Genomic DNA, 12,433 nt, shown 5'->3' with positions numbered 1-12,433 from the left:
ATGGATACAGCGCAAGCGCCTAAAGTACGAATCGGTGACCTGCTGGTATCGAAGGGCTTAATCGCAGACGAGCAGCTGAAGCAGGCACTGAACGAACAAAAGAGAACCGGCAAGAAAATTGGCAAGGTTGTGGTCGATCTCGGGTTTGTGACAGAAGCGCAAATGTTGCAAACCCTGGCAAACCACTTTGGCTATCCCTTTGTTGATCTGGTGCATTTCCGTCTCAATAGTGAATTAATTAAAGTGTTGCCGGAAACCTATGCTCGCCGTTTTCGGGCCATCTTGCTGAGCGAACAGCCGGACGGTTATCTAGTGGGTATGGCAGATCCACTGGATCTGCTTTCAATTGACGAATTGCAGCGGTTGCTGCGACGTCCGGTAAATCCGGCGTTTGTAAAAGAGCACGAGTTGTTGGGAGCGATGGATCGTTCTTACCGTCGCTCCGAGCAGATTGCTTCCATTGCGGTGGAGCTGGATTCGGAGCTGGAAACCACCGATGTGGACCTGGAGAGTCTGGCGACCACCACTGATACCGCAGAAGCACCGGTGGTGCGCTTGCTACAAAGTATTTTTGAAGATGCGGTGCAAGTGCGGGCCTCCGATATTCATATTGAACCGGATGAACATGAGCTTCGGGTTCGATTGCGGATTGATGGGGAGTTGCAGGAACAGGTTATGAAAGAGCGCCGTATCGCTGCCGCGTTGGTGTCTCGTTTGAAAATAATGTCCGGCCTGGATATATCCGAAAAGCGGTTGCCGCAGGACGGGCGATTTAATATCAGGGTTCTAGGTAAAAGCATAGACGTTCGTTTGTCGACACTCCCCACACCCTATGGCGAGTGTGTGGTTATGCGTTTGCTGGATCAGTCGGCAGGCATATTGTCGATGGACAAGTTGGGCATGCCGGAAGCCCTTCGCCACCGTTTCGAAAACCTGGTGCAACGGCCTTATGGCATGGTGTTGGTAACAGGGCCCACCGGAAGCGGTAAAACAACGACCTTGTATGCGGCGCTCTCGCTGCTCAATTTGCCGGAGCGAAAAATCATTACCGCAGAGGACCCGATTGAATATCGTTTACCGCGAATTAATCAGGTGCAAATTAGCCAAAAAATCGGGCTTAATTTCTCCACCGTATTGCGTACCGCGCTGCGTCAGGATCCGGACATTATTCTGGTGGGAGAGATGCGGGATCAGGAGACCGCAGAAATCGGCTTGCGTGCAGCTATGACAGGACACATGGTTCTGTCCACTCTGCATACCAATGACTCGGTGTCGACGGCGATGCGGCTGATCGATATGGGTTGTGATTCGTTTTTGGTTGCATCGTCGCTACGCGCGGTTATAGCGCAGCGTTTGGTGCGAAAAATATGTGAACATTGCAAGCAGCCATACACACTTACACCGCAGGAAAAAACCTGGCTTTCCAATATTGATGCAACCGCTGTGGATGCCCAATTCCAGAAGGGCAGCGGCTGTCATCATTGTAATAATACCGGTTATACCGGTCGCCTGGGTGTGTATGAATTACTGGAAATGAACGAACCCTTGCTGTATGCACTGCGTAAGGGGGATGCTGCTGAATTTACCAAGGCGGCCAGGGATAACCCTGAATTTGTGACCCTTAGTCGTTGCGCTTTGGATTTTGCCCGTTCCGGAATCACCTCGGTTCAGGAAGTCTTTAAAATCTCGGCTACGCTGGAAGAAGGCTGATGGCCGGGCAATCGTTTAGCTATCGTGGTCGATCCGCCAGCGGCGATGAAGTGCGCGGGGTAGTCGAGGCAAGCAATGCGAGTGCGGCTGCCGTGCAGCTACAAAAGCAGGATATTGTTCCGGTTGCGATCAAGGAGGTGACGCAGTCGACACAATTGAATTTCAAATTTCAGCTACCGTCTCAAAAGAAAATAAACACCGATGACCTGATTATGCTTTGTCGACAGATGCGCGCGCTAACCCGCGCAGGTGTCCCCATTATTCAGGCCATCGCCGGGCTTGCTGATATCAGTAAATCGGAACTCCTGAAAGAGGCATTAGCCGACGTCAATGTACGATTGGCGACGGGATCCAGTTTGGCCAGCGCCATGGGCGCACATCCTAAAATATTCAACACTATGTTTGTCAGCATGATTCATGTGGGTGAAAACACCGGTCGCCTGGAAGACGCTTTTTCAAAGTTGATTTCCCATATTGAGATGGAGCGGGATACCCGCAACCGGATGACCCAGGCCATTCGTTATCCGACCTTTGTCATTGGTGCGATGATGTTGGCGATGATGATTGTGAATGTTTTTGTTATTCCGCAGTTCTCTAAAGTTTTTTCCAAGCTCGGGTCGGAGCTGCCAGCTCCTACGCGTATCTTAATAGCGGTTTCTAATTTTACGGTTGATTATTGGTGGTTGATTGGGATTGTCGTGATTGGCGGACTATTCGGTTTTCGGCATTACATAAAAACTGAAAGAGGACGCCTTTGGTGGGACAAGGCGAAAATGAAACTTCCGATAATCGGGGGTATTTTTGAACGAATCGCTTTGTCCCGCTTTGCCCGCAGTTTTGCCATGACTTTCGAGTCTGGTGTGCCGGTGTTACAGGCATTGTCGATCGTCGGTCCCACTGTGGGTAATGAGTTTATTGCATCGAATATTGATTCGATTCGCCGTGGAGTTGAACGTGGTGATTCGCTCGCCCGCAGTTCCGCAGCCGCGGGAATTTTCTCCGATTTGGTGTTGCAGATGATATCGATAGGCGAGGAAACCGGGTCACTCGATAAATTACTTCACGACGTAGCGGATTTTTATGATGAGGAAGTGGATTACGACCTAAAGGGATTAGCCGATGCAATTGAGCCTATTGTGTTGGTATTCCTGGGAATATTGGTGTTGGTTCTGGCGTTGGGCGTGTTTTTGCCAATGTGGGAGCTGGGATCTGCAATGCAGCGTAAATAGCAATTTTTAACAGATTGTTTAGTTTCGTGAAAAAAACAATGTTGTGTATTTTCTGGACTATATTTATGAAACAACCTGACAACTATTTTGTAGAAGTGGATAGCAGACATTTTTGTATAAAACCGGCAAGAGACGCTTCGCGCGGTTTTACCCTGATCGAGTTAGTCGTGGTGATCGCGTTGATCGCTATTCTGGCCGCTGTGGCACTTCCACGGATGCTGGATACCTATGACAACGCGCACGAAGCCGCTGTTTTTGGTGTTGGTGGCGCAATGGCGTCGGCAATGATTTTAGTGCGCAGCCAATGGGTAGCCAATGGCGGTAGTTTAGCGGTTGATGGAGTCGATGGTTTTGGCAATGACGACATCGCCACCAGCTCAGACGGTTGGCCCACGGATGCCGGCATGGCCGCCGGCTCCAGCCACAGTGCGGTGCTGGACAGCCCGGAACGATGTGTCCGTTTATGGCGCGGCGTGCTGGTGGCGAATGCGCCCTCGGTTTCGAGCAGTTCCGGCAGCGGCGCAGATTACCTGGTGGATACCGTCAGTGGCAACTGCCGTTTTACCTACCAACGTAGCGACAGAGGCAGCAACATAATTTACAACGCTAGGACCGGCGAAGTCATTACCACAATTTAATGGTCGTGCCGGTTGAATTATTTTTAAAAAGAGGTAGCAAGATGAACAAGCAACAATCAGGTTTTACTTTAATAGAATTAATCATGGTTATCGTGATACTGGGCATACTGTCCGCTTTCGCGTTGCCTCGGTTTGCGGATCTCAGCGGCAGCGCTGAAACTGCTACCATTCAAGCGGCATTAGGCGCTGTCAAATCGGCTTCCGCTATAGCCCACGCATCCGCGCTTGCAAATAATCAGAACGGCGCTACCGGCTCGGTCTCGATGGAAGGAACGGCAATCGCTCTGGCGTACGGCTATCCAACCGCAGCGAGCGTTTGTTTGGCTGCAAACCTGGGTGCTACGGACTACACCTGTTCCGGTGGTATTATCACCACGGTTGGCGGTGAAGAGTCGGACCCATGCTTTAATTATACCGCTGCGGCTGCGGTCAATACTGCCCCCGCCATTTCCACAGTTGGCGCTATGAACGCTGCCGGTGATACATGTACACCTTAATACGGGTTTTCATGATTTCAAAATGAAAGCCAACGAAGGTTTTACCTTGGTCGAATTGATCATGGTAATCGTTTTAATCGGGGTGCTGGCCGCTGTGGCTGGCCCCCGTTTTTTTTCGGCTGATATATTTGAAGATCGGTTTTTCTATGACGATGTGGTGCACGCGGCCCGTTATGCACGACAGTTTTCAGTGACCAAAGGCTGTTATACCCGCCTTGCGATCACCAGCTCGCAATTTGAGTTGCAGCGGGATACGGATTGCAACAGCAGTGCTTTCGATTTTTCTGCAGTGGTGAAACGACCAGAAGATCAGAGTGAAAATTTCCGCAACGTGGATGCCCCCGCCGGCACCGGGGCCGCCAATCTGGTGTTTGACAGCCAAGGTCGCGCAGGCAGTGTTAGCGCGAGTGTTTTTACGGTCTATTCCTCCACACAAACTTTCACCATTGGCAGTCGAACATTCAGTGTGGATGGTGAAACGGGGTTTGTGCGATGACGCCTCTTGTTAAGGCTGCTGGGTTGACTTTGGTGGAATTGATCATAGCGATTGTGATTGTATCCGTTGCTTTTGTCGGCATGATGTCGGTTTACGCCGGCTTGGTTTCCCGTTCGGCGGATCCGATGATTTATCAGCAATCGTTAGCGATTGCTGATTCCTTTATGGAAGAAATTGCTTCAAAAGAGTTCCCCGCGTCTTTCTCCGGTGCCTGTCCGGCTCCTCCGGACGATCGCTCGGAATACGCTGATGTCTGCGATTACCATACATACAGCGCGACTGATATAGAAGATGTAGCGGGCAACGACATGGGTTTAGACGGCTATGGCGTCAGCGTTGAAGTGGTTGCCGCGGGCAGTGACATCTCGATTACAGATAATAACGATGCATTGAAAGTGACGGTGACGGTTTCCCATCCTCTGGGGGATGCCCTGGTAGTGACCAGTTACAGGACGCGTTATTGATGCGGCGTTCAACTGGATTCACCTTGATCGAATTAATTGTGGTGATCACCGTCGCCGGTATTATTGCCGTGATGATGTCGGTTTTGGTGGGTCGCCAAATGTCGGGTTACGTACAATTGCAACAGCGTGCCCAACTTGTGCAGATGGCGGACTCCGCACTACAAAAAATAGCGTTGGATATTCATCGTGCTGTACCCAATAGCGTTCGGGTGAATGGTAACTATTTGGAGTTGGTGCCGGTTGTTTTGGCTGCGCCTTACCGCAGTGAAGAGGATGCGTCGGGTACTTCTGACAAGCTGGACTTTTCCACGGCAGACGCAAGCTTTGATGTTCTCGCCGATATGATTTCCTCATCACAAGCTTTCAGTGGTGGGCAGGTGGTGGTCTATAACCTGGGATTGACCAACGGTGGGGCTCCGGTGTTGGGCGCTAATCTTTATGCCTCAAACCCATCGGCGCAGGCCCATGTTATTTCTTCCCCCGGAGTGAGTGTAACCAACAATGGTGCTCAGGATGTAGTGAGTCTGGATACCGCCCATCAATTTTCCCAGCGTTCACCGAATCAGAAAATGTATTTGGTAAACGGCGCGATTACCTACCACTGCGATGCCGCCAATGGCACTCTTATTCGCTATGGAAACTACGCTATTCAAGAAAGTCAGCCAACCAATGCCGGCGCAAGCCCGTTAAGTAGTGCAGCCGATGCGACGTTGGCTAACCAAGTTAGTAACTGTGTTCTGCGTTACAGCAGTGGTTCGTTGGCGCGTAATGCTGTCGTTTCACTGCAATTGACGCTATCGGATGGTGAGCAGTCCACTACACTTATGAAACAGGTTCAGATTAATAATGTTCCCTAGCAAGAGCAGACATCAATATCACCGCGGGCGGCACAGCGGATTTGCTCTACCGGCCGCCATTTTCATTGTGGTTATTATTGCATTGATGGTTGCGGCGATGGTGCGGTTAGGTGCAGGGCAAACGGTGGGTGTGAATCAGGGGTTATTGTCTACCCGCGCTTATTGGGCTGCGCAAAGCGGATTGGAGTGGGGGTTGTACCAGGTTAGTGCGAATGGAAGTTGTAGTGGTAGTAGCACACTGGATGTCGGGATGTTTCAGGTGGTTGTCACCTGTGCAAGCCAATCCTACCAGGAGGCCGGTGCAACCAGTGTTCAAAGCTATCAGATCAGTGCTGCCGCCAGTACCAAAGGTTTAGGGGTGGATGATCCGGATTACGTGTTCCGGTCGTCGCAGGTTGAAATGCTAATTAAACAGTCGGGTTAACCGGTCAGTTCTGGGTAAGGTTGAGCAGACAATCGTGGGTGTAATTATGGTGAGGTATCGGCTCTGTAAGTTGAAGTTCGGTTTGCTGATCGGAGCCTTGTTAGTGGTGCCTTCGGCAATGGCTGCTAATCCTGCATTGTATTATGGTGCGCCACGATGCGGAGCCAATAACCAAGTGGTGGTGGCTTTTAAAAGCGGGGCTGGTTATTCCCAGCTCAACACCGTAACGACCAATAACGTAGCGAACTATTCCGTTAGCGGACATACGGTGACGTCCGCTGTCTTTAGCACGAGTGCTAACAGTACTGTTTTAACCTTGAATTCTACGCTGGGTAACCTGACAAAATACACAGTTAACGTCGCTAATATACAAGACCAAAACGGTTCCGGTATTAGCGCGTCATCGGATACTTTTTTCTATTCAACAACAGAGTCTGGGTTGGTTGGGGAGCTTTATAATCGCAAAGATTATAGCGGCGATGTTACAATCAAAGTGGATCCGGTGATTGATGAAACTTATAACGGTGGGTTTCTTTGTATTTTTTTTCCTGGGTTGTGTGGCACCGATGTTTCTGCACGCTGGAAAGGGTTTTTGTTGCCTGCTGAATCCGGCAATTTTGTGTTCGAAACAGAAACGAATGACGGATCCCGGCTTTGGGTAGGTGATCTTTCTGCATCAATAATTAATTATTGGGGAGCCGACGGCTCCAATGCAGTGACCCGAACTTCTGCAGCCAAGTCACTGACGCAAGGAGTTTACTATCCCATCGTGCAGGATTTTTATTACGATCGTCAGGGCTTCATTTTTTATGACACGGGTTCCATTGTGCTACGCTGGGATCCTCCTTCGCAAAGTAAACGGACCATTCCCAGCTCCGCGCTGTCAACCTGCGTTGCTGTAGATGACACCCCGGTTTTGGACCATTTCGAAATCACTGTGCCAGCCAGCGCCAGTGCCTGTGGAACCGCTCTTGTCACCATTACCGCTATTGATTCCAGTGGCAACCCCATTACGGATTACACTGGCACAATCACCTTGGGTATGACCAGTAGTGCAGGTGACTGGAGTGTCAGCAGCGGTGCCGGTAGTTTAAATAATGGCACTGCCGGTGACGGCGCGGCAAGTTACACTTACGCCGCCGCTGATAACGGCGTGGTAACGCTGTCCTTAGACCACGCTCGTGTGGGCAGCGCGCAGGTCACGGTGAACGCGAGCGCAGAATCTATCTCAAATACGTCCACGGCCATTCAATTCCTGAACGCGGGAATTACGATCAGGAATGAGTCCGCTAGCGGCTGGGATGTGATCGCCGGACGCGATCATGATCTTAGCGTCGCGTATTTGTTATTTAATGAGGCGAAAGAAGAGTGCGAGCCCGAGGATTTTGATGCCCAGATTGATTTGAAATTTTGGGTGACCCCGACCGCAAGCCTTTCACCCCCTGCAGTGGTTCCTGCGCTCTCCGGCAGTGCGGGATACAGCCCGCTGAGTTCCGATGGCACCAACCCGACGACCTTGTCTGTGGATGTCACGGGCGGGGTCGGCGCACTCAACCTGCGTACCAGTGATGTGGGGGATTTTAATCTGCATGTTCTGGATGACGTCAGTGATTTTGCGGTCAGTTCGCCGGGGGCACAAATTGAAGGAGAGCAGGACAAAGGCGCGCCTATAACCGTACGTCCTTTCGGCCTGTATGTGGTGGCTCAAGGCAACGATTGGCATAACCAGTTTGAATCATCCGGGCTCAGTGCTGCAAACGCGGACGGCCCGGCCTATGTTAAGGCGGGTGATCCGTTTTCGGTGTCCGTTAGCGGTATGTTGTACGACGCTGCCGATGATAGCGATGGCAATGGGGTTCCCGATGGCTTTGCTGACACTGATCCCTCCACGCTGGCCAATCTCAGTGACAATGGCGTCACTCAAAGTTTCGGGCAGGAAAACGTGGTGGTGAATGTCACTGCACAATTGATCACCCCGGTGAGCGGTAATCCCGGCATCCTATCAGCAGGCCCCGGCCCCTTTTCGGGTGGCATCAGTACGGGCACATACCGTTACAGCGAAGTAGGTATCATTGAATTAAAGGCGGCTAGTGACGCATCCTATTTGAACAGCGGTGTGGCTCTTTTGGGTGCGTCCGGTTATGTGGGTCGTTTTATACCCCATCATTTTGATGTGACGTCGAATACCGTGAACCTGACCGATGGCTGGCTTGATTCCGATGGCGATAACATAAATGATTGGGATTGTGACTTTACCTATTTTGGGCAGAGTTTCGGGCTCGACACGCCACCTCAGCTAACGTTCACCGCGCGCAATCGCGATAATGTGGTTACGCAGAATTACGCAGGCACATTCAACAAGTTTTCTGCAGTGAGCGGGACTTTCGTTGATAATGGACTGCCGCTTGCTTCCGGCAGTGCGCTGTCGACCCCGGCTACGCCCGTAATGTCAGTGACTGATGACGTTGTGCCCGGGCAGTTTATCCAAACCGTCAGTGGCTACAGTGAAGCGCCTTACGCGATTCGTTATAGCAAACCTTTGCAACCCGGTGCCGGGGAGATTCCGTTTGATGCCGACCTGGATTTGGTTTTTCCTGATGATAGCGGCAACAATCTGACCGATCTGGATGGTGTGTGTTACGAGGTTGATACCAATGGGGATGGGGTAACCGACAGCTGTCGGCCTTTTACTCTCAGTGGTATTGGTGGCACCCGAATACTGTATGGCCGGCTGAATATAGATAATAACTTCGGTCCGGAAATCAACACACTTATTCTGCCGCTTCGCAGCGAATATTGGCAATTGAGTGGGGGTATGTACGGCTTCTACGTAAACGGTGCCGACAATGTTGCTGCCACCAGTCCGGGTGCGTGTACCGGTACCACCGGGATCACGGTTGGTTTGCAGTATTATCCGGCCAGGAAAGGCAACCTGGAGGGCAATACGGCCCCAGCACTGGACGGTTTAGTGGATGGGCTGGGAAGAGTGGTTTTTTCCGCTCCGGGTGTGGGCAACAGCGGTCAGGTTAATGTCAATTTATTAGGTCCGGATTTTATGCAGTTCGATTTTAACGGCGATGGCGTTGCGGAGGCCGCTGGAGCCACTGCGACCTTCGGAATCTACGGTGGTAAAAACTCACCGGTCATATATAAGCGCGAATCTTATCGCTAAGCTGGGTTGGTGAGTTGATCCCTCCCGTTGGAAGTGTTAAACCCTTCAGTCTATGTTAGGCCGCTGCTTCTATTTTCCCTACAGACTGAAGGTGGATTATGTTTCGAACCGTAGCAATAACCGGCGCTTCTTCCGGAATTGGTAAAGCCCTGGCGCTCGAATTTGCCCGCAAAGGCGCAAGTCTGGCTTTGTTAGCCCGGCGTACGGAGCTGCTCGAGCAATTGGCGTTGGAAATCAAGGCGCAGCACAGCAACGTTAATGTGGTATGCATTGGTCTGGATGTGGCTCAACCAGAAACCGTGCCTGCGGCATTAGAACAAGCGCACCGTGCGCTCGGTAGCCTTGATTGTGTGATTGCCAATGCGGGTATCACCGGTGTTAACCGCACCGGCAAAGGCGACTTCAGCCAGGACATTAACGTCATTCAGGTGAACCTGATTGGCGGTATGGCCACAGTGGATGCGGCCGTAAGAATATTCAGGAAGAAAAAAAGCGGCACGGTAGTGGGAATTTCCTCGGTTTCAGCGTTCAAGGGAATTCCGGGCAGCGCCGCCTATTCAGCCTCCAAGGCCGGCTTTAGCAATTATTTGGATGCCACCCGAATAGAGCTGAAAAAGCACGGTATTGAAGTGATTGCCGTACATCCCGGGTATGTGAAGACAGAGCTTACCCCGGGTATGGAAAAATTCCCTTTCGTGATTCCTGCAGACAAAGCGGCAAAGGCAATTGTAAGTGGCATTCTTAAACATCACAGCAATATCATTGTTCCGGCAATGCCTTGGGCAGTATTGGGTAAAGTGATGCCGATGCTTCCGGATAAAATTGTAGAGAAAGCATTTTAATATCGCTTGACGCAGTACGGAGCATAACCCCATGGAAGATAGTTGGTTGAAAATGGCGAAGCGGCTGCAAGCATTGGCCGTGACCGGATCGGAGTTCACTCGTGATCCGTTTGATCGTGAGCGTTACCAGGAAATATCCCATATAGCGACCACCATGCTGGGCCAGCTCGGTCAAGTGCCGGTGACCCGTATCCTGGGTTTGGTCGGTCCTATGGAAAAAGGCTATGTAACGCCAAAAGTTGAAGTGCGGGGTGCGCTCATCGAAGACGATAAAATATTATTGGTGCATGAAAAGGAAGATGGTCGTTGGACGTTACCGGGCGGCTATGCCGACGTCGGGTTGTCGGCAGCGGAAAGTGTAGAAAAAGAAGTGTTCGAAGAAGCAGGTATCAAAGTCAAAGCCCGTTATTTGTATGCCCTGCGTCATAAAGCAAAATGGGAATACGATCCGGATACCCGGGACTTTTATAAGTTGTATTTTTTGTGCGAGCGCGAACACCGCGAGCCTCTGCAGCATGGGCCGGAAACCCTTGATGCGCGTTTTTTCGCGCGCAATGCGTTGCCTGAGTTATCAACGGGGCGTGTGTTGCCCCGTGATTTATTGGATGCCTGGGATTTTTATACGCTTAGTTCAAAGTCAGCGCAGTTTGATTAACCCCGCTGTTTTACCCGTCACCTTCATCGTCATCGTCGGAGTTAGACCCATTCATACCCAGCTCCTTGATTTTACGGGTTAAGGTGTTGCGTCCCCAGCCCAGCAGCTCCGCAGCATCGCGACGCCGGCCGGCGGTGTGCTTGAGCGCAGTTTCGATCATTATGCGCTCAAAGGCCGGTACGGCTTTGTCCAGTAATCCCCGCTGACCGCGGGATAGAGCTTGATCAGCCCAGCCACGCAAACCCTGTTCCCAGTTTGATGAGGCGTCTTGTGAGCCGTGCGTTTCCAGCAGCTCAGGAGGCAGGTCATTGATCAATACTTCGCGGCCTGACGCCATTACCGTTAACCAGCGGCAGGTGTTCTCCAATTGTCGCACATTGCCTTTCCAGTCCAGCGTCATCATGTATTCTTCAGTTTCGGATAACAAAACCTTGGTTTCGACATTAAGCTCCTTGGCGGCCTTTTGCAGGAAGTGGCCGGCTAATTGCGGAATGTCTTCGCGTCGCTCATTGAGTTTTGGCAGGTGAACACGGATCACGTTCAGACGGTGGAATAAATCTTCCCGGAACTTGCCCTCTTTAACCAGCTGCTCCAGATTCTGGTGGGTGGCGGCAATAATACGAACATCCACTTTTACGGCTGTATGTCCACCAACGCGGTAGAAAGTACCGTCCGCAAGAACCCGCAGTAAGCGCGTTTGCGCATCCAGCGGCATATCGCCGATTTCATCCAGAAACAGGGTGCCGCCATTGGCTTGTTCGAAGCGCCCCTGACGTTGAGCCGCTGCGCCGGTGAACGCCCCTTTCTCGTGGCCGAACAATTCCGATTCGATCAGGTCTTTGGGGATCGCTGCCATATTCAGGGCGATGAAGGGCTTTTCGGAGCGTGGGCTGTGGCGGTGTAACGCGCTGGCCACCAGCTCTTTACCGGTACCGGATTCACCGTTGATGAGCACCGTGATGTTGGAATGAGAGAGCCGGCCAATGGCGCGAAACACCTCCTGCATGGCCGGCGCTTCGCCGATGATATCGGTATTGGTGTTGAACACGGCATCCGGAGATGTGCCTTGCTGTTCCTGGCTATGGGTAATGGCACGTTTCACCAAGGAGACGGCATCATCCAGATCAAAGGGTTTGGGTAGATACTCAAACGCACCGCCCTGATAGGATTGCACGGCACTGTCCAGATCCGAGTGCGCGGTCATGATGATCACGGGCAGGCTGGGGAAATTATCCTGGATATGCGCCAGCAAGCCGAGGCCATCGGTGCCGGGCATGCGCACATCGGTAATGACTACATCCGGTTGGGCGTTGCGCAGTTTGTTGAGCGCAGAGTCCCCGGAGTCGAAGGTAGAGGTATGGATGCCTTCTTGTGCAAGCGCCTTTTCGAGGACCCAGCGAATGGATTTATCATCATCTATGATCCATACGTGTTCTTGTCCGTGCATGG

The 12,433-nt window shown here is 51.6% G+C and carries 12 protein-coding genes; 11 read left to right on the top strand and 1 reads right to left on the bottom strand.

Annotation, left to right across the window (positions count from 1 at the left end; all coding sequences use genetic code 11):
- From FT643_RS17210 to FT643_RS17160, 11 genes are all read left to right on the top strand, one after another.
- Entirely contained in the window at positions 1-1,710 is a 1,710-nt protein-coding gene (locus FT643_RS17210; protein ID WP_156872661.1) for a GspE/PulE family protein, read from the top strand.
- Entirely contained in the window at positions 1,710-2,939 is a 1,230-nt protein-coding gene (locus FT643_RS17205; RefSeq protein WP_156872660.1) for a type II secretion system F family protein, read from the top strand. Before FT643_RS17210 ends, FT643_RS17205 begins: the two co-directional genes overlap by 1 nt.
- A gap of 65 nt (positions 2,940-3,004) precedes the next feature.
- Complete coding sequence (locus FT643_RS17200; protein ID WP_198043637.1) at positions 3,005-3,577, top strand: prepilin-type N-terminal cleavage/methylation domain-containing protein; 573 nt, start codon at positions 3,005-3,007, stop codon at positions 3,575-3,577.
- Positions 3,578-3,618: 41 nt separating this feature from the next.
- A complete protein-coding gene (locus FT643_RS23805; protein ID WP_156872658.1) occupies positions 3,619-4,074 on the top strand; it encodes a type II secretion system protein in 456 nt (151 codons plus the stop codon).
- Positions 4,075-4,096: 22 nt separating this feature from the next.
- On the top strand, positions 4,097-4,570 hold the full coding sequence (locus tag FT643_RS17190) for a prepilin-type N-terminal cleavage/methylation domain-containing protein (RefSeq protein ID WP_156872657.1): 474 nt from the start codon (positions 4,097-4,099) through the stop codon (positions 4,568-4,570).
- A complete protein-coding gene (locus FT643_RS17185; protein ID WP_156872656.1) occupies positions 4,567-5,034 on the top strand; it encodes a type II secretion system protein in 468 nt (155 codons plus the stop codon). Before FT643_RS17190 ends, FT643_RS17185 begins: the two co-directional genes overlap by 4 nt.
- Positions 5,034-5,891, top strand: coding sequence for a type II secretion system protein (locus FT643_RS17180; RefSeq protein WP_156872655.1), 858 nt, complete (start codon positions 5,034-5,036; stop codon positions 5,889-5,891). Before FT643_RS17185 ends, FT643_RS17180 begins: the two co-directional genes overlap by 1 nt.
- Positions 5,881-6,315, top strand: a complete 435-nt coding sequence (locus tag FT643_RS17175) for a hypothetical protein (protein ID WP_156872654.1) — start codon at positions 5,881-5,883, stop codon at positions 6,313-6,315. Before FT643_RS17180 ends, FT643_RS17175 begins: the two co-directional genes overlap by 11 nt.
- Before the next feature lie 34 nt (positions 6,316-6,349).
- On the top strand, positions 6,350-9,487 hold the full coding sequence (locus tag FT643_RS17170) for a DUF6701 domain-containing protein (RefSeq protein WP_156872653.1): 3,138 nt from the start codon (positions 6,350-6,352) through the stop codon (positions 9,485-9,487).
- Between the two features lie 98 nt (positions 9,488-9,585).
- Positions 9,586-10,329 (top strand): SDR family NAD(P)-dependent oxidoreductase, encoded by a 744-nt coding sequence (locus tag FT643_RS17165; protein WP_156872652.1) that lies wholly within the window; start codon positions 9,586-9,588, stop codon positions 10,327-10,329.
- 31 nt (positions 10,330-10,360) lie between these two features.
- On the top strand, positions 10,361-10,984 hold the full coding sequence (locus tag FT643_RS17160; RefSeq protein WP_156872651.1) for an NUDIX hydrolase: 624 nt from the start codon (positions 10,361-10,363) through the stop codon (positions 10,982-10,984).
- 10 nt (positions 10,985-10,994) lie between these two features.
- Here FT643_RS17160 and glnG read toward each other — a convergent pair whose 3' ends face one another.
- Positions 10,995-12,431: a nitrogen regulation protein NR(I) gene (gene glnG / locus FT643_RS17155; RefSeq protein WP_156872650.1), complete on the bottom strand. Its 1,437-nt coding sequence runs from the start codon at positions 12,429-12,431 to the stop codon at positions 10,995-10,997.
- Positions 12,432-12,433 lie beyond the last annotated feature (2 nt).

This window comes from Ketobacter sp. MCCC 1A13808, assembly GCF_009746715.1.
Classification (GTDB): domain Bacteria; phylum Pseudomonadota; class Gammaproteobacteria; order Pseudomonadales; family Ketobacteraceae; genus Ketobacter.
Note: the sequence above shows the minus strand (reverse complement) of the source record. Positions and strands in the feature narration are given on the sequence as shown.

Bases quoted from the DNA above. Each gene is read 5' to 3' on its own strand.
- FT643_RS17180 (WP_156872655.1), top strand. From the start codon at position 5,034: ATGCGGCGTTCAACTGGATTCACCTTGATCGAATTAATTGTGGTGATC.
- FT643_RS17210 (WP_156872661.1), top strand. From the start codon at position 1: ATGGATACAGCGCAAGCGCCTAAAGTACGAATCGGTGACCTGCTGGTA.
- FT643_RS17200 (WP_198043637.1), top strand. From the start codon at position 3,005: ATGAAACAACCTGACAACTATTTTGTAGAAGTGGATAGCAGACATTTT.
- FT643_RS17205 (WP_156872660.1), top strand. From the start codon at position 1,710: ATGGCCGGGCAATCGTTTAGCTATCGTGGTCGATCCGCCAGCGGCGAT.
- FT643_RS17160 (WP_156872651.1), top strand. From the start codon at position 10,361: ATGGAAGATAGTTGGTTGAAAATGGCGAAGCGGCTGCAAGCATTGGCC.
- FT643_RS17165 (WP_156872652.1), top strand. From the start codon at position 9,586: ATGTTTCGAACCGTAGCAATAACCGGCGCTTCTTCCGGAATTGGTAAA.
- glnG (WP_156872650.1), bottom strand. From the start codon at position 12,431: ATGCACGGACAAGAACACGTATGGATCATAGATGATGATAAATCCATT.
- FT643_RS17190 (WP_156872657.1), top strand. From the start codon at position 4,097: ATGAAAGCCAACGAAGGTTTTACCTTGGTCGAATTGATCATGGTAATC.
- FT643_RS23805 (WP_156872658.1), top strand. From the start codon at position 3,619: ATGAACAAGCAACAATCAGGTTTTACTTTAATAGAATTAATCATGGTT.
- FT643_RS17185 (WP_156872656.1), top strand. From the start codon at position 4,567: ATGACGCCTCTTGTTAAGGCTGCTGGGTTGACTTTGGTGGAATTGATC.
- FT643_RS17175 (WP_156872654.1), top strand. From the start codon at position 5,881: ATGTTCCCTAGCAAGAGCAGACATCAATATCACCGCGGGCGGCACAGC.